This window comes from Cupriavidus sp. YAF13 (assembly GCF_052113425.1).
Taxonomy (GTDB): Bacteria; Pseudomonadota; Gammaproteobacteria; order Burkholderiales; family Burkholderiaceae; genus Cupriavidus.
Window position 1 is genome coordinate 55,505 of sequence record NZ_JBFRDD010000024.1, and the last position, 23,516, is coordinate 79,020.

Consider the following 23,516-nt stretch of genomic DNA (forward strand, 5'->3'; position numbering starts at 1 on the left):
TCCACATCATCGGTCCGGCGGCGGGGTGCATCCGAATGATTGCCCTCGCAAGCCAGGTGGCGGGGCTATGCAATGTGCACGGCGTTGCCACTGCGCGGAGAGCTGAGTCGTGCGCTTGCGGCACAGCGTTCGGACAATCGATGTGCCGTCTGCTCTCGGCTGACGCAGAGCAGGGGAGCAGGAAGATGCACGAAGAGACGTCAAACATGGATGAGTTGGCTGGCATACATTCGATTGACCATTTTGGCCTTGTTGTACCGGACCTTCGCGTTGCAACAGAGTTCTTCTGGGCGTTCGGCCTCGATGTAGTCGAGATTCCCGGCAGCAATCTGGAGTTGCGCGCTGGCGGTGCACAACGCTGTTGGGCACGCATTTTCCCTGGGTGGTCGAGAACCTTGGGGTATATCGCGTTCCGCTGTTTTCCAGAAGACTTCGAGAGAATTTGTGCGCAGGTTGTTCGTGCTGGCGGTACTCCAGGGACGCCGTTCCCCGAGGCGCCACCCGGCGGCTATTGGTTTCGTGACATAGCTGGAAATCTTGTCCAGCTACGTCAGGGACCCATCGATGCACCGGTGAAACTCGACCGAGGTGTCATCTCGACAGCACTGCAGCGCGATGCCGTTGCGAGGAATGTGCTGAACCGTAGCGAAATCAGAGAGGTTCAGCCTTTGCGTTTGTCTCATGTGATGCTCTTTGTGCCCCGGATGGAGGCGGTTATGGCGTTCTATGTTCAGGCCCTCGGCATGCGAATCACCGACAGCGCGGACGGGTTGGTCGGGTATATGCATGCAAGGCATGGCAGCGACCATCACATAGTTGCCTTTGCGGCGTCCTCGGCGACAGGATGGCATCACAGTTCCTGGGAGGTTCCAGATATGGACGACGTGGGAAGTGGCGCGATGCAGATGAGGGCGGCGGGGTTCTGCGATGGCTGGGGAGTTGGTAGACACATCCTTGGCTCCAACTACTTCTACTATGCGAGAGATCCGTGGGGTTCCTTCTGCGAGTACGCCGCTCACATTGACTATATTCCGGCCGGTGCCGATTGGAAGGAGCGAACCCATGCGCGAGACGAGATCTTGTACATCTGGGGACCTGACTCGCCTTCGGACTTTACGGTCAATTCCGAAGCCTGACAGTGGCTGCTGTGGGAGCGGGTCGCGAGTCTTGCACGGGAAGAGTCGGCCCATCGTTCACGAATTGGGACTCTGTAGCCCGATTTAGCAGACTACCGGGGGAGTGGCATCGCACCTATGCTTTCCGCAAATGATGCGATTGAATCCAATCGCCTTTGGAGATTCACATGAAACGAGTCCTTGGCGTGTACAGCGCACCCCAGCGCCACTGGGTGGGAGATGGCTTCCCGGTGCGGTCGATGTTTTCTTACCAGACCCTTGGAAGACACCTCAGTCCGTTCCTGTTGTTCGACTACGCAGGGCCGGCCGATTTCACCCCTGCCGATAGGCCGCGCGGGGTCGGCCAGCATCCCCATCGCGGCTTCGAGACGGTTACGATCGTCTACAAGGGTGAGGTGGCACACCGTGATTCGACAGGGCGGGGCGGCGTCATTGGTCCCGGCGATGTGCAATGGATGACGGCGGGCGCAGGCATTCTGCATGAGGAATTCCATTCCCCGGATTTCACCCAATCCGGTGGCGCGCTGGAGATGGTGCAGCTCTGGGTGAATCTGCCGGCCAGGGACAAGATGACCGAGCCCGGCTACCAGGCTATCCTCGACCGGGACATTCCGGCCGTAACGCTCCCGAATGGAGCCGGGACGGTTCGAGTGATTGCGGGCGAGTACGCCGGTCACACAGGCCCTGCGCAAACCTTCTCGCCGATGCATGTCTGGGACCTGCGGTTGACGCAGGGCAGCAGCAACGAAATTTCGCTTCCAGACGGTTGGAGCACGGCGCTCGTTATCCTGCGAGGTTCGGTGCTCGTGAATGCCGATACGGTGGCCCGCGATGCGCAAATGGTCGTACTGGACCGAGCAGGGCAGGACATGTCGATCGAGGCCACTAGCGACACCGTCGCACTTCTCTTGAGCGGCGAGCCAATTGATGAACCAATCGTGGGTTACGGTCCCTTCGTAATGAACAGCGAGGAAGAAATTATCCAGGCCTACGCCGACTTCAACAGTGGTCGCTTTGGTCAGATGCAAGGATAGTCCTGTTCTGCCGCCTCGTTGCGGCAGAGCATTCTAAAGTTGGTGCCGATGCACCGTTCACCCCTCAAGGAGAAGCACGATGAGCACACCTGCGAATTTCAATGGGCAGCGCCCGGTTATCGATCCCAGCGATGCGGCCATGCTGCTGATCGACCATCAGAGCGGCTTGTTCCAGACTGTAGGCGATATGCCCATGCCTGAACTGCGGGCCCGTGCCGCCGCATTGGCGAAGATGGCCACGCTTTCCAAGCTGCCGGTCATCACGACGGCTTCCGTGCCGCAAGGTCCCAATGGTCCGCTAATCCCTGAAATCCATGAAAACGCGCCGCATGCCCAGTATGTCGCCCGCAAAGGCGAGATCAATGCTTGGGACAATCCGGATTTCGTGGCTGCGGTGAAGGCGACCGGCCGCAAGACGCTGATTATCGCGGGCACCATTACGAGCGTGTGCATGGCCTTCCCCTCGATTAGCGCGGTCGCGGATGGTTTCAGAGTTTTCGCGGTAGTCGATGCGTCTGGCACGTACTCGAAGATGGCCCAGGAGATCACGCTTGCCCGGGTTGTACAAGCCGGGGTGGTTCCCATGGATACCGCCGCGGTTGCTTCGGAACTGCAGAAAACCTGGCACCGGGACGATGCCATGCAGTGGGCCGAGATCTACACCAAGATCTTCCCGGCGTACCAATTGCTGATCGAGAGCTATACCAAGGCCCAGAACGTCGTGAAGGACAGCGAGGTGCTGGACTCCGCTCGCTGATCGCCCGTGCAACCGCTGTGTGAGAGATCGTTATGTCTTTTACACAGTTGGTCGCCAATTAGCTCAAGCACCAGGCCGGCACCGGATAGTTGGCCCATTACCCGCGCCGGCCTTCAACAATTCACTCGCTTTACGAACGAGTCCTCCGCAGTCAACCCCAAAAGCACCTTTCTAGCGTGCCGGTGCCCAGCTTGATTGCAGGCGCCACGCCGACGACGACCCGTCGACTCGCGCCATGTTCGCTCCCTCGTTGGCCACACATCGGGAAGCATCGTGAAGCCACCTTCCACGCGACGAACGACGCTCCTTCTTCCACGGACAGTATTCCATGCGATCACGTCGTTCCAAATGTGGAACTCAGATATGCGCTGGCGGCATCTATTCGACCGCTTGCGCTGAACATACTTCCGGATTTTCGCGCGGAGCCCGCCCTGGAGGTGCGCGAACCTGGGGAGTGTTCGGCACGGCGATGAAATCCTCATGGTTCGTGTTCACTTTCAGCGCCGCGCAACGTGTTACCAAAAGCAAGAATTACTTTTCATAAGGCTTTCGTCATGCTTCGATCCGTCATCATCATCCTGCTTTCCAGTGCGTTTGCCAGCGGCGCCGCGGGTGCCGCGCCCACCAGCGAGGACGCCTCGTGGTTCGATCCGATTCGTCTCGGGGTCGCATTGGGTGCGGGAGATGCGGCTTCGATTGCGCGCCTCGAGGCGCGATGGAACTTGAAGAACGACCTTTGGGCGACAAGCTCGCAGTCGATCCGGGTTCGCCTGGGTCTCGAGGCTTCCGTGGGTGGCTGGAATCCACATGGCAGCAACAGCAGCGTGATGGGCGATATCGGCTTTACGCCCATCTTCCGGATCCAGGGCTCGGGGCGCTCGGGTGCTTTCGCGGAGATTGGGGCAGGCATGCACCTGCTGTCGCGGGCGCGCATCTCGGACTCCAAGGTCTTCTCGACGGCGTTTCAGTTTGGCGATCGCATTGCCGCGGGCTATCGGTTTGGCGATGTGCTCGACTCGGAACTGGCGGTGCGTTTCCAGCACTACTCCAACGCCGGCATCAAGGAGCCCAACCCTGGTATCAACTTTTACATGCTCCAGTACTCGGTACGTTTCTAAAATTACTGTCGCGTTCGAATGCGGCTGGCTCACCGCATCCGTGATCGCGACAAGTGCCAGGGCGCTACCAATTCGGGCCGCGTAGCACAAGGCGCTGCAGGCGCCAGTCTCCTCCATTCGCCTCGAAATATATATAATAGTGGCCACTATCTATCATTCTGCGAGGCCATATGGGGCCGAGAGCCAAGTCGGCAAAGACCGTAGCTGGCGAAGTCGCCACTGCTTCGCCGGAACCGCCGGAACTGGGCGGCCGCACGTGGGCTTCCCTCCTCGAGCAGTCGGTGCGGGAGGACATCATCAACGGCAAGCTGCCGGCGGGCAGCAAGCTGCGTCTGAAGGAGCTTGCCGAGCGTTATCAGGCGGGCGTGATTCCGCTGCGTGAGGCCCTATCGCGGCTGTGCGCGACGGGTTTCGTGCTGGCCATCGACCAGAAGGGTTTCCGCGTAGCGCCGCTGTCCGTGGAAGAACTCCTGGACCTCACGCGCGTGCGGCAGCAAATTGACGCCAGTGCGCTGCACGATGCGATTGAGGCCGGCGATATTGCCTGGGAAGCGGAAGTCGTCGCCGCCCATCACCGGCTGACCCGTATTCCGATGGTGCTGCCCGGCAAGGACGGCGCCCTAAATCCCGAGTGGGAAGAGGCGCACGCCGGGTTTCACGAGGTGCTGGTGTCCGGCTGCCGCTCGGCGTGGCTGCGGCGTTTTTCGATCACGCTGCGGGACCAGACCGCCCGCTATCGCTTCCTCTCGCTCGCCGTGCCCAAGGCGGCACGCACGCGCGACGTGGCGGCGGAGCACGAGGCCATTGTCAACGCCGTCGTCGCGCGCAACGCGCGGGTCGCGTGCCGGCTTCTCGCCGATCATTTCCAGGCGACCACGGAACTTGTGCTGAAGTACATGCAACAGCAAAAAGCGAAGGCCGCGCCCGCACGCAAGCCGGCCGTGGCCACCGAACTGGCCGCCTGAGTGATCACCTGAGGCGCTCTGCGTGCGGGCATTGTTCTGGAGCGGATGGCGCTGTCCCATGAATGCAAATGCCAGTAATCTTGAGCAGCGCCCTGCTTCGAAGCGCTAGTGGGCTTTCACGTGCTGAGCCACACGGAGATCGCTGATGGCCGCTTCATGGGCTCGGCGTTCCAACTCTCGGACATGATTGGTGTGGGCGTGGCGTTCGGCAAGCGCCGGCGCTATTCCATGAGCTATCGCTTCCAGCACCTACCCAACGCAGGCATCAAGCAGCCCAACTTGAGGACGAACTTTAGTCTGGGCTACGCGCGCTGTCGGTTCTGACCCGCGGGGAGTACTTCCGCGGGCGCGTGATCTGCCACGATCAGAGCGATGGCGTCGTTGACCAGTGCATCCGTTTCGCTGTCGTCCGGACGCACGCCGGTAGCCAGGGTCCGGTGCAGCACGCTGGCCAGCACCATGCCGTGGAAGAGCCGGGCACTGACTTCCGGGCTGGCTGACAGCCGTGCGCCGGCCGCTTGTGACGTGGAGAGAAAGCCGGCGACATAGGCGCAGGTTGCCGCGGGGCCGCGTGTGTACCACGCGCTGCCGAGGGCCGGAAAGCGCCGCGACTCAGCGAAGATGAGCCGCAGGAATGCCAGATGGCGTTCCTCGAGTAAGGACTGCAGGAAGCTGTGCGCGATCTTCTGCAGGCCCTGCGCGGCGGTACAGCGCGACAGGTCTAGACTCGTCTCGGTCTTCTCGAGGAAGCAGTCACAGAGCCTTTCCACCACGGCCACGAAGAGCCCATCCTTGCCCCCAAAATAGCTGTAAACATTGGTCTTCGAGCCACCGCACGCCTTGACGATCTCGTCGAGGCTGACGCCGTCGTAGCCGTGTTCGAGGAACATGTCTGCGGCGATGCTCAGAATAAGTGCGCGTTTCTCTTCACCCCGGCGCGTCATGCGCAAGGGCGGGCGATGAGGAAGGTTGGCGGAGGCGCTCGGTGGTGATTCCATTCAGTTGCCAGGAGTTGAAAAAAGGTTGGTCGCCGGCGCCATGCTCAGTGGCGTCGGCTCCCGCGCAGTCTACCAAAAGGCCGGTCGACGGGACCCGCAGCGCGCGGTGGTGACTTCAAAAAATCCGAAGGCTATCTTCCAAACAAAATAGTACCATACGGTACGGTCTGATATATAGTTGATTCCGTGAGCAGCGCTTCGTCGCCGCCGGTGTAAGGGCTCGATACGGCGGATGCTTTTCCCTTCAGCTTTCAAAGGAGCAAGTGATGAAAACGGCAATGATTAGTGCAGTGGCGATGCTGGTGATGGCTTCCGCGGCCCAGGCAGCAACAGTGCGGTCGCCGGATGTCTACACGGATGGCGCGCGTGCGGCACATGCCTCGCTGCCCGTGGCCGAGGCGCTGCAGCGCTCGCAGGCCGGCCGGCTGGCGGACGAGCAGTTCCGCAAGATCGCCGTGCGCAAGGCAGACCCGTACCTGGATGGTGCTGCCCGACCGGTCGACCCTTTCACCGATGGCGCGGTGCGCCAGGTCGTCATGGATGACCGGCGGTCCTAGAAAAGACATGTTGGAATGGTCAAGGTACCGGCATTCGGCGGAATCCAAAGCTCTCCAAAGCGCACCGCAAGCCGCACCTGCCGGCGGCAAGCCCCCGGAGGAAAAAGCCTGTCGCCGGCCATCCCGACTTGGCCGCTGAGGCGCAGGCCCGATGCGATGCGGGCGTGCCAATGCGGGAATTCTCCGGCGGCCGTCCTATTCAATTTCCACCACATCGACCACTTGCTGCTGATTCTTGTAGCGGACTTCCTGACGCATGACGAATCGCCGCGCTGGGCAATACCAGTCGGTCATGTTGAGCACGGTCGGTTCCAGTTCGATATCCGTATCGACCAGCCGAAAGCTGCCGGGATCAACGAACTTGGTATATCGGATGGGCCAGCAGAGGAGTGTGCCGGTGGCAAGTTTCAAACGCTGCAGCGGCCCCACTGTCCGCTCGGACAAGGTCAGGCGGACATTTGAACCAGCGAAATCGGAGACCTTGGTGCCGGTGCGGCGGTCCACGATACGAAAGTCGTAGCGGGACATAAACGTTTCCGCGGGGAGTACCTGGCCCTCGATCAGCGTCGGCGGGTACAGCAGCAGTCCGTTCGAGTTGGTACTCATTTCCCCGACCAGCTCAGTGTACTGCCCGTGGGCCTGAACGCGCGCATTAAGACTACGCACGACCGGTTGTCCTGAGCGCTCGTCAATCACGAGCCGGTGACGCTGCACTGTCTCGACGGGCGGCCCCATCAAGCGCCGGAGGGCGGACTTGGAGTAGATATCCAAATCGAACGAACAAATGTCGCGCTCGAGGTCGTTCACGTTCCGGAAGAACGCAAGCGTGGTCATCGGGGTCAATCCGTCCGCCTCGAAGCGAATCCGCCCTCCGTCATGAATATAGGGCGCGTCGCATATCTGTCCGGCGTGCGCGCGGTGAGATGCGGTCCCTAGCAGGCCACTTGCGGCGAGCCAGGCGGCCGCAAGTGATCGCCAGCGCGGACTGCGCCGGCGAGTCAGCCATCCCGGTACATGGACGATCCTCCCGCGTAGTCCTTGGTCATGAACCAATTTCATATGGATAGCCGTGGAACTGGCAGCGTGCTCCAATCTGGCGGTACACCTGCCGATGACCGGTCCAGTGTAGCCGCAATCGGCATAGTGAGGTGTGCCGGCTCTGTTCGATAGGCACGTGAGCCCACGCAACGCCTCGCATGCATCCAGTTTGGCTCCAGTTCCGGAGGCTGGCTCCGAGAGTAGCCATGCCTGTAAAGGACGGCAGCCGCAGTGACATGCGACCGCTTACGTGGGCAACACCAGAACGTGCTTTCTGGGGCTTCCCCCTTTTGTGATGACCGCCTCATAGGCTTGCGGGGCGGCTTCAAAGCTCCAGGTCTGGACCTCAGGTGGCGAGAGAAATCCTTCATCGAAGCCGGCGCGCATCTGATTCAACATCGCGACGACGTCGGGGCCGGAAAGCTGCATCGTGTCGACTCCGATCAAGTGCTTAAGCCCATGGTAGAAGTCGACCAAATTAAAGCTCACGACCTGCGGATTGCTCGCGATGGCGATCTGACGCCCACCTTGACGCAAGGCGCTGATGCATTGCTCAAACAATGGCCCGCCAACAACATCGAGCGCAACGTCCACACCTTTTCCATCTGTCAGCGCGATGGCCTCCCTGGCGAGGTCCCGCTCCGTCGTGTCGATCATCGCATCGGCACCTGACGGATTTGCCAGCGACGTGGCTGCGCCAATGACACGCGCCTTGCGCCAGTGGGCGATCTGGGTGGCTGCGCGCCCGACCGCGCCAGACACTCCTGTTACTAGCACGGTCTCGCCGGCCTGGATCTGCGCGGCAGTCACCAGCCCGGACCAGGCGGCAAGGTAAGGTACACCAATGGTAGCAGCAGCCTCCATTGCCATGCCATTGGGTTTTGTGCTGACCCAGGTCGACGGCATGACGATGTACTCGGCATGCACGCCATCACGCGTCACGCCGAAGCCCGGGCCGCTTCCCCAGACTAGCTCGCCTTCGCGACCTTCGCCGTCAACAATGAAACCGGCAAAATCCCTGCCTGGAACGCGCGGGGTGGTGGATTTGAAATGGCCGGCGACATTCTTGACATCGCTGGGATTGATAGCCGTCGCCACGATCTTGACGAGAACCTCGCCTCTTTTCGGCGTAGGAATGTCGCGTTCCTGCAGCTGCAGCGCGGCGGGTGGACCGTACCGCTCGAAGCACCAGACTCTCATTTTTGCCATGACGGAAACTCCTTCGATGCGGAATGGATACGGTGTGGGCGCAGCCGGGGGATCGTTCCTGTTCAGACGGCAGCCCGGGGCAGCGAGATGTGCGGCTACTTCCCGGATGCCTCCCGACGTGCCTGAAGATGGTCCACGATCAGGTATCCGCAGGTCATCGACACGACCAGCAACGCACTCATGATCCAGGGAGGCGCAGGGGAGGGAATGCCGGTCGCACGGCACAGGAGGCCAAGGGAGAATGCCAGAAGGCCGGAGATCGTCTTCGCGTAGGTGGAATATCGAGCAGCGCATTGCCGAGCTGCACGCTCTGCCCCGGCTTGACCGGGGCCATGCGATTAACCGCCGACATGATACTTGCGCGAGCATTCTCTGCTTGCCACCGACTGAATGACATTGGTGTTCGAAGCGAGTTTAGAGGAAACCTCCGCAATGAAGTAGCCCGAATACCAAGAACACCAGGTTTCCAAAAATCGAACGATGCCGCCCGCATCGAGGCTCATCAACGCGGCGCAAAACCACGCAATTTGTCCGCCAGCGCCACAGCCTGAGGGTTATCCATTAAACATATATAACTATATTTTGTATATATTTCTGCGAATGATAGTTTTTCTGGGTAGCCGAACTTTCGGCATATGGAGCTTGAACCATGGAATTGGGTCTTAAAGGGCGCGTTGCGGTGATCACCGGCGCTAGCAAGGGAGTCGGCAAGGGTGTGGCGCGCGCGCTGGCGGCTGAAGGGGTGAACATTGTTCTCATTGCACGTGGGCGCGAAGCCCTGGTGCATGCAGCCAAGGAACTCGAAGAGACGTTCAGCGTGCGCGCGCTGCCGGTGGAGGCCGATGTTACCGACACCGGTTCGGTGCAGGCGGCTGCGGAAACTGTGCGGGAGCATTTCGGCTTGGCGCACATCCTGGTCAACAATGCCGGCGCGGCCATCCGCCGGCAGGACCGGGAGATCACGTGGGACGACAGCGACTGGATTAACCAGGTGCAGATCAAGTCTGTGGGCGCACTGCGCATGATCCGCGAGTTTCTGCCGCTGGTGCCGCATGATGGCACGGGCCGCATCATCAATGTTGCAGGCGCGTCCGGCACCATGGCCTGGATGCCTGCGCTGACCTATGGCCTGAACAACGCGGCGTTGATGCATGTCACCGGCTATCTGGCCGCCGATCTTGTCGACGAGAACATCACTGTGAATGCCATCGTGCCTGGGCTGGTCGGTACCGAGTGGCGCGAAGACTGGGCCGCGGCAACCGCGGCCCAGTCTGGCAAGCCGAAGGCCGAATGGCTTCGCGACTTCTGTCGCAGCAAGGGAATCCTCTCCGGCCGTTGGGGAACAGTCGAGGAGATTGGCGATCTGGCAGCATTCATCGCCTCGGACAGGGGGGGATACTTCAACGGCGCCAAGCTGGCCATCGACGGTGGCTTGACGGTCAATGCCCGCTGAATCATCCATCGCCTTGCCGAGCCACATCATGAATTCATATGACATCGGGCTGTTCATCGGCAGCTTGCGCCGCGACGCCATCAATCGTCGCCTTGCCACGGCGCTCATGCAAGTCGCGCCCGCCGAGCTGCGTTTTGGCTGGGGCGGCACTCGGAAAGTCGTCTCCTGTCTTCGTTTACTCGCCGCTCGTCGGCCTTGATTTTGTGGCCGCTCGCGTTGGGGCGGCATCGATACCGCTAGATCCCTCCTTTGAGTATGCTGCGCTCACGGTGTGGGGCGAGGTGGACGTTGCGGGGGAGAAGCTCGCCCCCGGTACCTTGCTGTACCTTGGCCTTGGCCGCGAGCATCTAAGCTTGCGCTGTGCCGCGCCTGCACAATTGCTCATCATCGGCGGCATCCCGTTCGATGAGGAAGTCCTGCTGTGGTGGAATTTCGTTGCGCGCAGTCCGGCCGAGATTGAGGCTGCGACGCATGACTGGAACAGCGGCGGCGCGCGCTTTGGCGAGGTCAAGGGCAGCGACTCGGCCCGACTGATCGCCCCCGACATGGCGGGGCTTCAGGTTAAGGGACGTCGCGGATGACGTCTGTTGCACATGCACGCGCCCATTCTGCGAATGGCGGGATCGCAGCCCCAAAACGTTCGATTCAGTGGAAGGACTAGTACATGATAAAAATTCTGGGGATTTCCGGCAGTCTTCGTGGGCAGTCGTACAACACGGCTCTGCTGCGGGCAGCGCAATCGCTGGTCGGCCCGGCTGTGGCATTCGATATTGCGACCCTGCACGATATTCCGCTATATGACGGCGATCTGGAACAGCAATAGGGGCTCCCCAAGGCGGTTGTAGAACTCAAGGACTGTGTCACGGCCAGCGATGGGCTGATGCTTGCCACACCTGAATACAACAATGGCGTTCCCGGGGTCTTCAAGAACGCCATTGACTGGCTATCCCGCCCAGCGAGTGACATTCCCCGCGTCTTCGGAAACCGGCCCGTCGCGGTAATCGGTGCCTCGGCCGGCAGCTTCGGTACCATCCTGGCCCAGAACGACTGGCTTCCAGTTCTAAAGACGCTCGGCACGCGCCACTGGACAGGTGGGCGCTTGATGGTCGCCAGGGCCAATCATGTCTTCGTCGAGTCAGGCGAGATAGCAGACGACACCGTGCGCCTGCGGTTGAAGGATTTTCTAGATGGGTTCCTGCAATTTGTTGAGTTTTCCCGGGTTCCTGGCGCTGGCGAGCAGTTACGCGGGTGAAGAAAGTCAGTTCAGCTAGAACGTGTAACTAGCCGCGATATAGGTGAAGTTTGTGTTGTGCCCGCTCACTGTGCTCAAGATCTTGGCAATATCCACATGTACGAAGCCGGCATTGATTAGAATGTGGCGGTGATCACGTTGGAGGCGCCAATCAGCCCGGCCTGATTGAAGTACGCCAACTTCGGAAATAGTCCGCTGTATGTGCCAAGCGTTCTGTCGTGTGGATTTCGGTCGCCGCTGCTGGCGGTCACCTTTAACCCACCCCGAGGTTTCCAGTCGTAAGCCGTTAATGCGTAGCCCGTATCGGTTGAAAAGCCCCACGCGCGGATTTGTTGTTGGGCGAAGGTTCCGAACTGGCCGAGCGCTTCCCAATCCCAATCCCAGCCGCCGCGGTGGCCAAAGATGCGTGCTCCGATCGAGTGCCGCCGCTCCACGCCCGTGCCGATTTTATACAGCGCATGGTCGTTCTCAAAACCAAGGTAATAGAGATCGAAACCGGAGTGTGGGATGACGCTGGTTGGCACTGTCGCGTAGACGCCCCAAAAACCCTGAGGATGGTTGGGTTGACCATCGAAGACACCGTCCCGCAATAGTTCGGGACGCGTGGCGAAGGCGTCGAGGCGAACCCGGTCGACTGTTCCGCCCAGGCGCACACCATCAAACGAGCGGCGAACGTTTGGCGCATCCCTGATTGAGATCAGGCGTTGCGCGCCAAAGGCCATCTCCTGGCGCCCAAGCCGCAGGCCGGGTCATCGTCGGGGCTGTCAGTCAACGGGAATCGCACGTCAAGGAACGCCTGTTGCACGTCAAACCGGTCACTATAAGGTGGAGCGGGTACATCTTTGCCTGGTGCCAGCTGATTCCCAAATTGTGCGAAGCCGCGGACAAGATCACCCGCATGCAGATCGGCATGGAATAGGGCACGGTGCAGCACGTAACTGTCGGCTTGCTTGCCTGGCACGACAAAATTGGTAGCCGAGTGATCCTCGAAGCGTTCCCGAACTTCGCCGCCGAGACTGAGATACCAAGTGGAGCTGCCTATCGGAATATATTTGATTGGATCCCAGAAGTCGTTCCGTTTGGCGGGGTCTTGCAGGTAGCGGTAGTCTTCATCGTAGCGCAACTGTTTGTAGGCTGGCGCCGTGCTTGTCATTGTTAAAGACTGATGTGTAGCAGCGTTTCGCTCTTGCGTGGTCAATCCGGCCACAGTCGGCATGCGGTTTGTGCCCCCTCGTCACGGGTGGGGGCGGGACTTGCCGTAACACCTATGCTTATCCCAAGGACAGCAGTGTACGCCTGATCGCTAGGCCGACAAGCAGATGTCATAGCTTGCGCACGGCAGATGCCCACCAGCGCCCATGACGACACGACACTCTGGGAGCGGGCAGTGAAAGCGGGACAGAAATCATTGCATGCAATGGTGGATAAATGGATTGGCGGAATACCAAGCCGTGTCACGCACATTGGCCGCGCGAATTCGAACGGTCAGCGTTATGCCCACGTCGAAGCGATCGGGCGCGCGGATGTTCTGGGTATCTACTTCTTCCGGCACGCTGATGGCTCCTGGGGGGTGTTTCCCTCAGTTGGTGGCGCGGTTGTAGCCGGTTAGCGTGCAAGTCTCTCGGGCAGGCTGTTGACCAATTCTGCAAATTGAACCTGCGAACCGAACCTAGGGGCCAATCAAGGCTCCAGCGTCGACCGTGTGCCATATCGATCGAGAGAAAACCTGCGCTTGCCTTGGTTTGGCCACTCCGCGCTCGGGGGCCAATCTGTCTAGGGGAAGGCGGCTTCCTCGGAGAGACATCCAGCTTCGATTTACAAAGTTGGCTGCGGTTGCGTAGTTGACGCACATGTCGCGCAGGATTCATGGTCTAGCGGCGGCCCTCGCGGGGCCTCATGCACTCGCCTCCGTACAGTCTTACTTGCCCTGTGAGATCCCAAGTATTTCGCTTTTGTTGGGGGATATTTCAGACAGGCATGCTGCTACAAGCAGCCGCAGCCGCAGCCGCAGCCGCAGCCGCAGCGGGAGCGCTACTGGAATGCGGCGCGTACCGGCAGGCTGTGAAGCCGTGCCATCCGCCGGCACTAAAACTTGGAGAAAGAAGTGCGTAATCTGTTAGATGCCTTCCACCTGACGGCCATGCCCTCCGAGGCAGGGGCATTTCGCGCGGATTCCTGGAGTTACTGGCGCCCGAGGCCGTCGGCGGCGCAGGGCTGCCACTGCCGGCACTGGCGCCCATCTTCATCGCCTCTGGGCGCTATGCAATGCCAGTGCCGGCAGCACAGAGCATCGCAGCGCGTGCGCCGCTGGGCGACGCCGGCTGGCATGGTCGCGCTGGCCGGAGCCTGCCCGCGCGCGCCGGACGGTGCACTCTGCGCTGCGCTGGTGCCGTTCGGCATGACCAGCGGCCATGTGCTCGCGAACGTAGATGGTGAACTGCTGATGCTCGACACCGCACAGGCACTGCGTGCGCCCACCGGTGTGTGCAGCAGGCCGTGCGGCACGCTGACCTGGAGCAGTGAGGCAGTGGCTGCTCGGCTCGGCCGGAATGGCGAAGAGGCACGCCTGTTCAGTGCGGCGATTCACGCAGCCGCCATCGTGGGCGCCCTGCACCGGCTGTTTGGCATGGCGCTGCATTACTGCAACGACCGGTCGCAGTTCGGCAAGTCGATCGGCAAGTTCCAGGCCTTGCAACATCAATTGAGCGTCATGGCCCAGCATGTGGCTTCGGCGGACATCGCAGCCGAAATCGCATTCAGCGATGCGTGTCACGTTCGCGAACGGCTGGCGGCAGCCGTGGCGAAGGCGCGCACCGGCATGGCCGTGCCGCTGGTGGCAACGGCGGCGCACGCCCTGCACGGCGCGATCGGCGTGACGGAGGACTACGGTCTCCAGCTGTTCACGCGCCGGCCGCGTGAACGGCGCGCGGCGGATGGCGCAGAGACGTTCTGGAACCGGATGGTCCGAGAAGCGCTGCTGGCCCGGGCGCAGACCTCGGTGGCGGATTTCGCGCGGACGACGCTCCACGCCGTGACGGCATGAGCGCGCGAAGCCGGCCCGCCGTGCGGCTGCTGCCGCTTCTTAGCGAACTTCGGGCGGAAGTTCGCGAGCGCAGCCGGCTCGCGCACGCGCTCACCCTCAAACGGGCAGCGAACGGCACGGAAGATTACTACCGGCATCTGGCCGACGTGTTCGATAGCGGGATTGAGAACGCCGATCCCCATGCGCGGATCGTTTGGTTCGCTTCCGCGACGGAGTTCGGCATGGCGATGCAACGCCATGTGGATCGATGCCGGGTTGCGGCGCAGGAGAGCGGATCCGATGCGCTGCGCGCGCTATTCTGGGCGTCGCTGCGCCGTATCCAGGCGCGGCGCGGCCATGTCCCCGAAATGCACGCGCCCACGCCCCGGCCGGCGGCAGCCAGCCCGATGGCGGCTCTGCCACTGCAGAACCTTTGCGCACGTTGTGATAGCCTGCGCCACGATGTACGCTGCGCCGATGGCCACGCCGCGCTGCGTCCCGTCGGCGACGTTCGCTGGCGCAGCTTTGGCGCAGGCGTCGTCTGCCAGACCAAGGAGCATCAGTGCGCTGCGTGCGACACGCGTTGGACCCGGCGCTGGAGCGCCTCGGATCCATTCACGGGGTGGACCATGACACGCCATGCCGCACCTAATCATAACGATTGAAGCAGCGATTGAAGCTGCGAGGAGAAAAAGTCCATGTCCGATTTTCTGATGTACGAGTAGGATGGTCACATCATTACGCTGACAATGGGCGACCTGGTACGGCGCAACCCCTGACCGGAAACACCGAGGCACCGGAGTTCCTGGAGGCCGTCGACCGCATCCGGGACGACCGCTCCGTGCGTGCCGTGGTGATCACCGGTAGCGGCTCGGCGTTTTCGTCCGGCGGCAATATCAGCGACATGGGCCACCATGCCTCTTGCCAGGTGCCCGGCATAGAGATCCGGCAAGACTACCGGCGCTGAATCCAGCACCTGCCGGCGGGGAGCTCGACCTGACGTGCACGTGCGACATCCGCATTGCCTCGGAGCAAGCCAAAATCGCCGAAAGCTTCGTTAAACTGGGCATCGCTTCCGGGGACGGCGGTGCCCGGCTGCTGCCGCGGATCATCGGCCTTTCGCGCGCGGCGGAGCCAACCTTTACCGGTCAGATGATCGATGCACGCCAGGCGCTGGAATGGAACTTGGTGTCGCGCGTGGCGCCCGCCGAGGAATTGCTGCCTACCGCCTATGGCATCGCACAGGCCATCGCCGGCAACCCACCGCAGGCGGTCCGGCTGGCCAAGCGGCGGCTGCGCGAGGGCATGCTTACCCGCCTGGATACCTTGTTGGAAATGTCGGCGGCGTTCAAGATGCCGTCGGACCAGACGGAAGACCATAGGGAAGCGGTCTCCGCCTTTGTCGAGAAATGTTCACCGTCGCTCAAGGGATAAGCACGGCGCAAGCCATCACTTGGCCTTGGCCGAGCCGAACTTACACACTCGGATCACTGAACCTCTTGGGCATCTGCCATCCGGTGCTGCGGCGCGAGATGTGCAGCGGCTGGATGCTGCAGGCGAGCGCAGCCACGTTGACTTTGGTGACCTGATTCGGTCCTCGTGCACCCGTCAGCAGGTCTACAGGATGGCGATGTCGTATGTCCAATCGGTCACATCGCTCTGGAAGCTTGCGGCGGCTCGCACTGGTGGGCGCGCAAGATTCAAAGCCTGGGACATCAAGCGACTCTGCTAAACCCGCTCTATGTCCGCTCGTTCGTACGAACCAACAAGACGGATGCTGCCGATGCACGTGCGATATGGACGGCGGCGCGTCAGCCGGGGATGCCTAGCGTGCCGGTAAAGACAGAAGACCAGCAAGCTCTGTTGGGCTTGCACCGGATTCGCTCTGAGTTGGTCGGCACGCGTATGCGCAGAATCAATCCGCTTCGCGGATTGCTGGGTGAATTTGGACTGTACTTCAAGATGGGGCGCCACGCCGGGTTGGCTGAGATACGCGCTTGTCGGAAAGAAATTGAGAAGACTGTGCCGCCGGTGCTGTGGTCGGCCCTGGCCCGGCAACTGGATGAAATCCGGCGCCAGGATGAGCAGATCTTGGAGATATATAGCACGAGATCGCCAACTGGCTAAGCAGTCATGCCGCGGGACAGATGGTGCAAGAAGTCCCCGGCATCGGTCCAATTACCGCCACGGCCCTGGCGGCAACCATGGGCGCTGCCCAAGCTCTCCACTCAGGCAGAGCCTTCGCTGCAAGCTTGGGGCTGATTCCGAGACAGTCGGGCTCTGGCGGCAAAGTCCAGTTGGGTGGTATCAGCAAACGGGGCGACCCGTACCTGCGGCGCTTGCTGATCCATGGGGCACGCATCGTGCTGACCCGATCCAAAGAACGGCCGGCCTGGGCCGAAGCCCTGCTTGCGCGTCGACCTACCAGCGTCGTGGTCGTGGCACTGGCCAACAAACTGGCCCGCACAGCATAGGCCTTGCTGGCCCATGGCCGCCATTACGACCCGCAGTACGTAAGTCAGCGACCGGTGTAAGCCGACCGCCCAGGAAAGAACTGCCACTTGATCGAATCCCTTCACGGCTGCACAGGATAAGGAGAAAGCGTGATCGCAAACTAGGTCGGACCGTGGGAACCCAAACCTGTTGCTCCCCTTGGGCCATCAAGCCCGCCGTGAGAGATTAGGACGTTCCCAGCTGCTTCCATCGAGACCGCGGTCATATCACCGCACAAGGCCGGATATAAGACCGCAGCCGATACCTAGCACGTCAAAACACTTAAACCAGACCCTGGCATCCGGGGCGGTGTTCATATAAGAGGGAGTAGGAGGCGTCGTCATTCCAATCGGCTTTGGAGCACCTCTTTGGCTTCGACCTATGCTTCCGGTGCTTTACTGAGCGCGATTGCTCAGATCGTCACCGACTTGCACTCCAAAAACTCGGCAAGGCCCTCGGCACCATATTCTCGCCCGTTGCCCGAAGTCTTGTACCCGCCAAACGGCACCGTGATATCCAGCATGGCTCCATTGATCCGCACCGACCCAACCCGCAGCCGAGCCGCCACCCGGCGTGCGCGTTCGAGGTTGCTCGATACGACATAGCCAGCCAGGCCAAATGCGGAGTCGTTGGCAATCGCAATGGCGTCGTCTTCGCCGTCATAAGGGATCATGGTCAGCACCGGCCCAAAGATTTCCTCGCGCGCGATGACCATGTCGTTTCGCACATCGGCGAACACGGTTGGACGCGCATAGAAACCGCGCTCCAGCCCTTCCGGACGGCCGGGGCCGCCCGCCACCACGCGCGCGCCTTCCTCGATGCCGAGGCCGATCATGCGCTGGATCTTTTCGTATTGCCCACGGTTGGAGATCGGCCCCATCTTGGTAGCGGGATCTGCCGGGTCGCCGACGACAACCGCGTTGGCAACCGCGGCGGCGATGGTGACGGCCTCCTCGTAGCGTTCGCGCGGCACCAGCATGCGTGTCGGTGCCACGCAGGTTTGCCCGGAGTTGACCATACACTGTGCGACGCCGTTAGTCACTGCTGCTTGCAGTTCGGCGTCGTCCAGGATGATCAACGCGGACTTGCCACCAAGCTCCTGCGCCACCCGCTTGACGGTGGGCGCGGCGCTGATTGCAACTTCCACGCCGGCGCGCGTGGAACCAGTGATCGAAACCATGTCCACGCCGGGGTGCGACGAGAGGGCGGCGCCCACGATCTGCCCCTCGCCATAGATCATGTTGAACACGCCGGCCGGCGTGCCGGCGTCGTGCATGATCTCCGCAAAGATGATCGCGTCGAGCGGCGAGATCTCGGACGGCTTGAGCACCACTGTGCAGCCTGCGGCTAGTGCCGGTGCCACTTTGGCAGTGATCTGGTTCAAAGGCCAGTTCCACGGTGTGATGAGCGCAGCGACGCCGATCGCTTCGCGGCGGACATAGCTCTTGGCATGCGTGGTCTCGAATTCGAAATGGCGCAGCGTCTCCACGGCGGCCTGGATCTGCGCTAGCCCGATGGGGGCATGCACGTTTTGGCACAGCGTGATGGGCGCGCCGATCTCGGCGCGCACGGCCTCGGCGATGTCGCCCAGGCGGGCGCGGTAAATCTCGATCACGCGTTCGAGCAGGGCGATCCGTTCCTCGCGGCTCGTATCCGACCAAGCCGGAAAGGCCGCCCGCGCGGCGGAAACGGCGGCGTGGACATCCGTGGCGGTGCCCATCGCCAGCTTGCCGGCCGGTGCTTCGGTGGCGGGATCGATAAGATCCACCAGCGTGCCGCCGGCGGACGGCTCGGCCCATCGTCCGTTGATGTAGAAATGGTTCAGCAACTTCATAGTGTTCTCCGTGGGTTCCCGGTAAGTCGGGTCGAAGGATGGCTCAGACCGGACGGTCACCGATGACAGTGGCCCGCATCATGTGCCGGATCGCCGGGAAATAATCTTGGACCGCGTAGTGTTGGGTGGAGCGGTTGTCCCAGAAGGCAATCGTGTTCCGTTGCCACTTCAGGCGCACCTGGTACTCAGGTGCTGCAGCCTGGCGGAAAAGATATTGCAGCAGGTCCATCTCGGCCTGCCGGAAGTCGGAGCCGATGCGATACGGCTGCTCCTTGGCGAAGTTGGCGAGGTGGGTCGTGAATCCCTCGTTGACGTACAGGATTTTCTCGCTGGTCTCGGGATGCGTGCGCACTACCGGGTGGACCGCCGGCGGGTACTTTTTGCGCATGGCCCAGTACCGATTGTCCGCCAGCGCCTGGCCAAAGGTGGGCATGGCGTCGTGCACGCCCTGGAGCCGGGCGATGCGCGCTTTGACGTCTTCAGGCAGGTTGGCATATGCCGCCGCCATATTGACCCAGATGGTGTCGCCGCCCACTTCGGGCGTTTCCACGCAGCGCAACATCGAGCCCATCGACGGGAGCTCGCGCCACGACACATCGGAGTGGTACAAGTTCTCGCGGCCGCGCTGCCCGCCGTCGCGACCAAATACCACCAGCTCAGGATGGTCCGGATGGTGGCCGATCATGGGGTGGATCTCCAGCTCACCAAAACGCCGCGCCACGGCAACGTGCTGGGCCGGCGAGATGTCTTGGTCGCGGAAGAACAGGACCTTGAACTTCACCAGCGCTCGGCGCAGGGCGAGATAGGTATCGTCGTCGAGCGGAGCGCGCAGGTCGATGCCGTCGATCTCCGCGCCGATGGTCGGCGTGGATCGCTTGACAGTGAAGGGCCAGTTCTCGGTGTCAGTCGCCCTCGTTGCAGGCAAGTCGGGGGCGGTAACAGCAGCTTGCATTTTGTGTCTCCTCTTCCTTGGGGTTGCTATCAGCCGGCATCTGGCGTTGGCATTGCGGCAGTTGCATACCGGCTGATGCGATTCGCGTCAGCCGGACTCCCTAAGGAGTTACCGGCATCGCGCTACGCGTGGCTTCAGTGGCGCCGCGCCGTCGCTACGCGCTAATCTGCGGAAACGCGCCGCATCTTCGCCGTGTCAAGGCGCATCAGCCCAAACGCGCCGCTGTAGAAGATATTGCCCTGCGGATCGATCTTGACGGGGGAATACAGGCCATTGAAGGTTGGGTCGCTGCCCGTGCGGATCGTCATCACTGTCTTGCCGGTGTCGAGATCCATGCCGATGTGGTAGCGGTCGTTCCACTTGCCGAAGAAGTAGCCGTCGATGATCGCCATGCGCCCGGCTCCGCTGATCATCGGCACCACCGAAATGGAGGAAACGTCCGTACGCACCCATTGCGTCTTCCAGCCGTGTGCCTTTTGCTGCCATTTGAGCGTGGCAACGCCGGCTGGGCCGGGGCGGGTGGCGCCGTTGATCAGGCTGGCGAAGGAACCCGAAGGGTTCAGCTGGGGTGCGTCCTTGGTAGGGATGTTATTGACAACGAAGGCATAGTCGCCGAAGACGGACACGGATTGCTCCGACTGCACTGACTCTATCCCCGAGCCCATACCGATCTCGATCTGGTCGGCAATACGAGGCGACTGCGTGCCGGGCCTTTGCTTCCAGTGCGGCGGGATCTTGTCCCGCCAGAACGCCACCAGGCGCATTGTCTTCGCGCCATCGGTGATGACAACCAGCTTGTCTTCGCCGGGGCCGAATCCCATCAGGGTCGGGGTCGAACCCGTGCCGTCGCCGATCTTGGGCGCCGGCATGCGGATCCCGCGGTCATATGGCGACTGCCACGCGCCGCTGGCCTCGTCGCTGTGGATCTTGCCCTCCTTGTCGACCACCAGCCGGTACATGGTCGTATTGGAGGCCACATAGACCGCGCCGCCATTGGCTTCGGGGCCGGTGGCGAAGCTGTTCATGAACAGTTCGTCGTTGCCCGCGACGGTGAAGACGTCGATCACTTCCAGCGTATCGCGGTTCAGTGTGATGACCTTGCCGCCCAGCGTGTTCACCACTAGGTAGCCGTTGTAGGTCATGCCCATGCCGAACAGGATGTCGGCAGTGATGCGCGTGCCGCGCGCAGCCTTCGCGTTGTCGAATAGCGAGGCTGGTAAGGTGGCGGTCTTCGGCGCCATCATACCGGACGCTGGCTCCTTAGGGTCTTCCTGGTCAATGCGGAAGATCTGACGCCCGCTGCACCCGACAAAAGCATCATCGCGGGTCAGCACTGCATAGACGGCGCCGTTGGCGATCTGGTCTTCAGCGAACGTCAGCATCCGGTTTGGCTGTGACTTCATGTACTCAAGCAGTCCGGCCTCGTCATGTGCGTCCAGGAATGTCTTCACGGCTGCGGCCTGAGCCCGTCGCTGCTCGGGCGTAACCGGCTTGTAGTTCGGCAGGCGGACCGGCACTTCGGTGTGAGCCAGCTCGACCAGCTTGCCGCCGTCGTCCACGCTCACCTTGCGCAACGAGAACCCGGCCCACCACCAGTAGATGTCCTTGCCAGCGACGCGGTCCGCAACCAGCGGCAGGCTGGCCGACTCATTGGGAATGACCTGCACCGACTCCGGCGTTATCTCGAAGGCGCCGCGGGGCACCGCGAATTCGACGCTGTCGGTGGCGGCGTCGTTCCAGTGCGTCTGGTTGTTGTACGACTGGGCGAGATAGGGATTCGCGACGGGGCCGGCAGGCGTGACCGCATTGGCCATGGTGCCCAGTGCCGCGAGCGTTATCGCCGCGGCCTGGCGGGCCTGCTTGAAACGCCGCGGGGCGGTGGAGGTATCGCGCCCGGTGCGGGCCTGCCCGGACTCTACGTTGTGTTTCATTTTGCTCACTTCCAGTTTCATGGTTCGAATGTCATCCTTCGGATCGCCGCCGCGTGGCGGTGCAATTTCGTATCACCTGGCGGCCGCGCGGATCAGGTCAGCCGCCCTCTCGCCAATCATGATGGCAGGCGCGTTGGTATTGCCGCCGATCAGGGTAGGCATGATCGAGGCATCGGCCACGCGCAGCCCTCCCACGCCGCGCACCCGCAAATCTGGGTCGACCACCGCCATGTCGTCGGTCCCCATCTTGCAGGTGCCTACGGGGTGGAATAYGGAATCGGCATGCTTGCGGATGTAGGCACGGATGGCTTCTTCGCTGCCCTCGCCGGCGCCAAACGCGCCAGTGAGCAACTCGGTGCCGCCAGCGCTTGCCAACGCCTGCTGAGAGAAGATACGGCGCAGTGCCCTGACCCCCGCTACCATGCCCGCCATATCAGCCTCCGCCGAAAGGAATCGCGGGTCGATCAGCGGTGCCTCGCGTGTATCGGCCGACTGCAGCCGTACGTGCCCCCGGCTTTGCGGGCGCAGCACGCAGGCGAGCCCGGTAAAGCCATGCTTCATCTCGCGCCGGCTCAATCCGGTGTGGGTGGGCGAGAGTCCGGGCATGAAATGCAGTTGCAGGTCCGGCTCGGGGAGACCTGCGCGGCTCTTTATGAAGGCGCCTGCTTCGGCCAGGTTCGAGCTGACCATCCCGGTGCGCTCACGCCGGTAGCGCCGAATTTCCGAGAGCATCCGGAATACGCCCCCCAGGCTGTAGCCGTACAGATCGGTCGAGCGGACCTGCTGGCAAAGGGTGATGTCAAGGTGATCCTGCAGGTTCTCGCCGACACCGGGCAGGTCGTGTACTACGGCGATGCCGTGGTCGGCCAGATGCGATGTGGGACCAATGCCAGAGGCCAGCAGCAACTGGGGGGAATTGAAGGCACCGCCGCTAAGGATGACTTCGCGCCTGGCGCACAGGGTCTGCACCGCGCCGGCGCGCGACACGCTCACGCCAATTGCGCGCTTGCCTTCGAATACCACGCGCAGCGCCTGCGTCTCGGTCAGCACGGTCAGACCCTTGCGCCCGCCGTTCATGGCGGCGTCGGCCGCGTTGCCGCCATGCAGGTAGGCGCGCGCGCTGTTCCAGCGTTCGCCGTTGCGCTGCGTGACCTGGTACAGGCCGGCGCCTTCCTGTTCCGCGCCATTGAAATCGGCGTTCAGCGGCAGGCCGGCTTGCACGGCCGCGGCGATGAAGCGTTGCGAGAAGGGGTTGGGCGTGCGCAGGTCGCTGACATGCAGTGGCCCGTCGCTGCCATGGTGCATGTCGTTGACGCGCTCGTTGCTCTCGCTGCGGCGGAAGTAGGGCAGGACATCGTCGTAGCCCCAGCCCTTGCAGCCCAGACGCTCCCAAAGGTCGTAGTCATTGCGGTGGCCGCGGATGTAGACCATGCCGTTGATCGAAGAACTGCCGCCCAGCCCTCGGCCGCGCGGTTGGTAGGAGCGCCGACCGTCGAGGCCCGCTTGCGGCACGGTGCGGTAAGCGTAATTGCGCGGCCCGCGCTTGGGTACCACGGCCGCCAGGGCGAGCGGCGTCCAGACGCTGTAATGATGGTCGTCCGGGCCGGCCTCCAGCAATGCCACTGTGACCGCTGGATCTTCCGCCAGACGCGCCGCCAGGGCACAACCGGCCGAGCCAGCGCCGACGATGATGTAGTCATACTCGGCCGCGACTGTCTGCGCGCGAGAATTCTGTGCTGCGTTGCTCATTCCGTTCTCTCGTATCGT

24 protein-coding genes and 3 pseudogenes are annotated in these 23,516 nt (G+C 62.0%); 16 read left to right on the plus strand and 11 right to left on the minus strand.

Annotated elements, in window-relative coordinates; genetic code table 11:
• Nucleotides 1-185: 185 nt before the first annotated feature.
• From AB4061_RS19835 to AB4061_RS19860, 6 genes and pseudogenes are all read left to right on the plus strand, one after another.
• The gene (locus AB4061_RS19835) at nt 186-1,136 is read left to right on the plus strand and encodes a VOC family protein (protein WP_441636751.1); all 951 of its coding nucleotides are present in this window, start codon (nt 186-188) and stop codon (nt 1,134-1,136) included.
• Nucleotides 1,137-1,303: 167 nt separating this feature from the next.
• Nucleotides 1,304-2,170: a pirin family protein gene (locus tag AB4061_RS19840; RefSeq protein WP_441636753.1), complete on the plus strand. Its 867-nt coding sequence runs from the start codon at nt 1,304-1,306 to the stop codon at nt 2,168-2,170.
• 79 nt (nt 2,171-2,249) lie between these two features.
• Nucleotides 2,250-2,927 (plus strand): isochorismatase family protein, encoded by a 678-nt coding sequence (locus tag AB4061_RS19845; protein ID WP_441636755.1) that lies wholly within the window; start codon nt 2,250-2,252, stop codon nt 2,925-2,927.
• 554 nt (nt 2,928-3,481) lie between these two features.
• Nucleotides 3,482-4,045, plus strand: a complete 564-nt coding sequence (locus tag AB4061_RS19850) for an acyloxyacyl hydrolase (protein ID WP_441636757.1) — start codon at nt 3,482-3,484, stop codon at nt 4,043-4,045.
• A gap of 170 nt (nt 4,046-4,215) precedes the next feature.
• The gene (locus AB4061_RS19855; RefSeq protein ID WP_441636759.1) at nt 4,216-5,010 is read left to right on the plus strand and encodes an FCD domain-containing protein; all 795 of its coding nucleotides are present in this window, start codon (nt 4,216-4,218) and stop codon (nt 5,008-5,010) included.
• A gap of 102 nt (nt 5,011-5,112) precedes the next feature.
• A pseudogene (locus AB4061_RS19860) lies at nt 5,113-5,334 on the plus strand (acyloxyacyl hydrolase); the annotation flags it as partial.
• Here AB4061_RS19860 and AB4061_RS19865 read toward each other — a convergent pair.
• Entirely contained in the window at nt 5,313-6,008 is a 696-nt protein-coding gene (locus AB4061_RS19865; RefSeq protein ID WP_441636761.1) for a TetR/AcrR family transcriptional regulator, read from the minus strand. The pseudogene AB4061_RS19860 and the gene AB4061_RS19865 sit on opposite strands and share 22 nt — an antisense overlap.
• Nucleotides 6,009-6,274: 266 nt before the next feature.
• Here AB4061_RS19865 and AB4061_RS19870 point away from each other — a divergent pair, with 266 nt between their 5' ends.
• Nucleotides 6,275-6,565: a hypothetical protein gene (locus tag AB4061_RS19870; protein WP_441636763.1), complete on the plus strand. Its 291-nt coding sequence runs from the start codon at nt 6,275-6,277 to the stop codon at nt 6,563-6,565.
• 195 nt (nt 6,566-6,760) lie between these two features.
• Here AB4061_RS19870 and AB4061_RS19875 read toward each other — a convergent pair whose 3' ends face one another.
• The 3 genes from AB4061_RS19875 to AB4061_RS19885 form a co-directional block, all read right to left on the minus strand.
• Entirely contained in the window at nt 6,761-7,399 is a 639-nt protein-coding gene (locus AB4061_RS19875) for a hypothetical protein (RefSeq protein ID WP_441636764.1), read from the minus strand.
• A 450-nt stretch (nt 7,400-7,849) separates the two neighbouring features.
• On the minus strand, nt 7,850-8,812 hold the full coding sequence (locus tag AB4061_RS19880) for a quinone oxidoreductase family protein (protein WP_441636766.1): 963 nt from the start codon (nt 8,810-8,812) through the stop codon (nt 7,850-7,852).
• Between the two features lie 95 nt (nt 8,813-8,907).
• The gene (locus tag AB4061_RS19885) at nt 8,908-9,072 is read right to left on the minus strand and encodes a DUF1427 family protein (protein ID WP_441636864.1); all 165 of its coding nucleotides are present in this window, start codon (nt 9,070-9,072) and stop codon (nt 8,908-8,910) included.
• 389 nt (nt 9,073-9,461) lie between these two features.
• Here AB4061_RS19885 and AB4061_RS19890 point away from each other — a divergent pair, with 389 nt between their 5' ends.
• The 4 genes and pseudogenes from AB4061_RS19890 to AB4061_RS19905 all read left to right on the plus strand — a co-directional run bounded on the left by AB4061_RS19890 (nt 9,462) and on the right by AB4061_RS19905 (nt 11,517).
• Nucleotides 9,462-10,265, plus strand: coding sequence for an SDR family NAD(P)-dependent oxidoreductase (locus AB4061_RS19890; protein ID WP_441636768.1), 804 nt, complete (start codon nt 9,462-9,464; stop codon nt 10,263-10,265).
• 28 nt (nt 10,266-10,293) lie between these two features.
• Nucleotides 10,294-10,464: a hypothetical protein gene (locus AB4061_RS19895; protein ID WP_441636770.1), complete on the plus strand. Its 171-nt coding sequence runs from the start codon at nt 10,294-10,296 to the stop codon at nt 10,462-10,464.
• 4 nt (nt 10,465-10,468) lie between these two features.
• Nucleotides 10,469-10,846: a pirin-like C-terminal cupin domain-containing protein gene (locus AB4061_RS19900; protein WP_441636772.1), complete on the plus strand. Its 378-nt coding sequence runs from the start codon at nt 10,469-10,471 to the stop codon at nt 10,844-10,846.
• Nucleotides 10,847-10,929: 83 nt separating this feature from the next.
• Nucleotides 10,930-11,517, plus strand: a pseudogene (locus AB4061_RS19905) (NADPH-dependent FMN reductase).
• A 116-nt stretch (nt 11,518-11,633) separates the two neighbouring features.
• On the opposite strand, the gene AB4061_RS19910 reads toward AB4061_RS19905, so the two are convergent.
• From AB4061_RS19910 to AB4061_RS19920, 3 genes are all read right to left on the minus strand, one after another.
• The gene (locus AB4061_RS19910) at nt 11,634-12,239 is read right to left on the minus strand and encodes an alginate export family protein (protein WP_441636774.1); all 606 of its coding nucleotides are present in this window, start codon (nt 12,237-12,239) and stop codon (nt 11,634-11,636) included.
• On the minus strand, nt 12,215-12,670 hold the full coding sequence (locus AB4061_RS19915; protein WP_441636776.1) for an alginate export family protein: 456 nt from the start codon (nt 12,668-12,670) through the stop codon (nt 12,215-12,217). Before AB4061_RS19915 ends, AB4061_RS19910 begins: the two co-directional genes overlap by 25 nt.
• 252 nt (nt 12,671-12,922) lie before the next feature.
• Nucleotides 12,923-13,069, minus strand: a complete 147-nt coding sequence (locus AB4061_RS19920) for a hypothetical protein (RefSeq protein ID WP_441636778.1) — start codon at nt 13,067-13,069, stop codon at nt 12,923-12,925.
• Between the two features lie 774 nt (nt 13,070-13,843).
• On the opposite strand from AB4061_RS19920, the gene AB4061_RS19925 reads away from it, so the two are divergent.
• From AB4061_RS19925 to AB4061_RS19945, 5 genes and pseudogenes are all read left to right on the plus strand, one after another.
• Nucleotides 13,844-14,560: an acyl-CoA dehydrogenase family protein gene (locus AB4061_RS19925; RefSeq protein WP_441636779.1), complete on the plus strand. Its 717-nt coding sequence runs from the start codon at nt 13,844-13,846 to the stop codon at nt 14,558-14,560.
• Nucleotides 14,557-15,204 carry a hypothetical protein gene (locus AB4061_RS19930; RefSeq protein WP_441636781.1) on the plus strand — a complete coding sequence of 216 codons (648 nt, stop codon included), beginning with the start codon at nt 14,557-14,559 and terminating at the stop codon, nt 15,202-15,204. Before AB4061_RS19925 ends, AB4061_RS19930 begins: the two co-directional genes overlap by 4 nt.
• Before the next feature lie 84 nt (nt 15,205-15,288).
• A pseudogene (locus AB4061_RS19935) lies at nt 15,289-15,973 on the plus strand (enoyl-CoA hydratase-related protein).
• A 165-nt stretch (nt 15,974-16,138) separates the two neighbouring features.
• Nucleotides 16,139-16,666 (plus strand): IS110 family transposase, encoded by a 528-nt coding sequence (locus AB4061_RS19940; protein ID WP_441636783.1) that lies wholly within the window; start codon nt 16,139-16,141, stop codon nt 16,664-16,666.
• 77 nt (nt 16,667-16,743) lie between these two features.
• Nucleotides 16,744-17,013 carry a transposase gene (locus AB4061_RS19945; RefSeq protein WP_441636866.1) on the plus strand — a complete coding sequence of 90 codons (270 nt, stop codon included), beginning with the start codon at nt 16,744-16,746 and terminating at the stop codon, nt 17,011-17,013.
• A 431-nt stretch (nt 17,014-17,444) separates the two neighbouring features.
• Here the strand turns inward: AB4061_RS19945 and AB4061_RS19950 are convergent, their stop codons facing one another.
• The 4 genes from AB4061_RS19950 to AB4061_RS19965 form a co-directional block, all read right to left on the minus strand.
• Complete coding sequence (locus AB4061_RS19950; RefSeq protein WP_441636785.1) at nt 17,445-18,866, minus strand: aldehyde dehydrogenase family protein; 1,422 nt, start codon at nt 18,864-18,866, stop codon at nt 17,445-17,447.
• Between the two features lie 43 nt (nt 18,867-18,909).
• Nucleotides 18,910-19,818, minus strand: coding sequence for a TauD/TfdA dioxygenase family protein (locus AB4061_RS19955; protein WP_441636787.1), 909 nt, complete (start codon nt 19,816-19,818; stop codon nt 18,910-18,912).
• Between the two features lie 161 nt (nt 19,819-19,979).
• Nucleotides 19,980-21,749, minus strand: a complete 1,770-nt coding sequence (locus tag AB4061_RS19960) for a hypothetical protein (protein WP_441636789.1) — start codon at nt 21,747-21,749, stop codon at nt 19,980-19,982.
• Between the two features lie 72 nt (nt 21,750-21,821).
• Entirely contained in the window at nt 21,822-23,498 is a 1,677-nt protein-coding gene (locus AB4061_RS19965; RefSeq protein ID WP_441636790.1) for a GMC family oxidoreductase, read from the minus strand.
• Between the last annotated feature and the right edge of the window lie 18 nt (nt 23,499-23,516).

What these genes read in the sequence shown, in the direction of transcription:
- AB4061_RS19835 (WP_441636751.1), top strand. Translation starts at nt 186, where the DNA reads ATGCACGAAGAGACGTCAAACATGGATGAGTTGGCTGGCATACATTCG.
- AB4061_RS19840 (WP_441636753.1), top strand. Translation starts at nt 1,304, where the DNA reads ATGAAACGAGTCCTTGGCGTGTACAGCGCACCCCAGCGCCACTGGGTG.
- AB4061_RS19845 (WP_441636755.1), top strand. Translation starts at nt 2,250, where the DNA reads ATGAGCACACCTGCGAATTTCAATGGGCAGCGCCCGGTTATCGATCCC.
- AB4061_RS19850 (WP_441636757.1), top strand. Translation starts at nt 3,482, where the DNA reads ATGCTTCGATCCGTCATCATCATCCTGCTTTCCAGTGCGTTTGCCAGC.
- AB4061_RS19855 (WP_441636759.1), top strand. Translation starts at nt 4,216, where the DNA reads ATGGGGCCGAGAGCCAAGTCGGCAAAGACCGTAGCTGGCGAAGTCGCC.
- AB4061_RS19865 (WP_441636761.1), bottom strand. Translation starts at nt 6,008, where the DNA reads ATGGAATCACCACCGAGCGCCTCCGCCAACCTTCCTCATCGCCCGCCC.
- AB4061_RS19870 (WP_441636763.1), top strand. Translation starts at nt 6,275, where the DNA reads ATGAAAACGGCAATGATTAGTGCAGTGGCGATGCTGGTGATGGCTTCC.
- AB4061_RS19875 (WP_441636764.1), bottom strand. Translation starts at nt 7,399, where the DNA reads ATGACCACGCTTGCGTTCTTCCGGAACGTGAACGACCTCGAGCGCGAC.
- AB4061_RS19880 (WP_441636766.1), bottom strand. Translation starts at nt 8,812, where the DNA reads ATGGCAAAAATGAGAGTCTGGTGCTTCGAGCGGTACGGTCCACCCGCC.
- AB4061_RS19890 (WP_441636768.1), top strand. Translation starts at nt 9,462, where the DNA reads ATGGAATTGGGTCTTAAAGGGCGCGTTGCGGTGATCACCGGCGCTAGC.
- AB4061_RS19895 (WP_441636770.1), top strand. Translation starts at nt 10,294, where the DNA reads ATGAATTCATATGACATCGGGCTGTTCATCGGCAGCTTGCGCCGCGAC.
- AB4061_RS19910 (WP_441636774.1), bottom strand. Translation starts at nt 12,239, where the DNA reads ATGGCCTTTGGCGCGCAACGCCTGATCTCAATCAGGGATGCGCCAAAC.
- AB4061_RS19915 (WP_441636776.1), bottom strand. Translation starts at nt 12,670, where the DNA reads ATGACAAGCACGGCGCCAGCCTACAAACAGTTGCGCTACGATGAAGAC.
- AB4061_RS19925 (WP_441636779.1), top strand. Translation starts at nt 13,844, where the DNA reads ATGGTCGCGCTGGCCGGAGCCTGCCCGCGCGCGCCGGACGGTGCACTC.
- AB4061_RS19930 (WP_441636781.1), top strand. Translation starts at nt 14,557, where the DNA reads ATGAGCGCGCGAAGCCGGCCCGCCGTGCGGCTGCTGCCGCTTCTTAGC.
- AB4061_RS19945 (WP_441636866.1), top strand. Translation starts at nt 16,744, where the DNA reads ATGGGCGCTGCCCAAGCTCTCCACTCAGGCAGAGCCTTCGCTGCAAGC.
- AB4061_RS19950 (WP_441636785.1), bottom strand. Translation starts at nt 18,866, where the DNA reads ATGAAGTTGCTGAACCATTTCTACATCAACGGACGATGGGCCGAGCCG.
- AB4061_RS19955 (WP_441636787.1), bottom strand. Translation starts at nt 19,818, where the DNA reads ATGCAAGCTGCTGTTACCGCCCCCGACTTGCCTGCAACGAGGGCGACT.
- AB4061_RS19960 (WP_441636789.1), bottom strand. Translation starts at nt 21,749, where the DNA reads ATGAAACACAACGTAGAGTCCGGGCAGGCCCGCACCGGGCGCGATACC.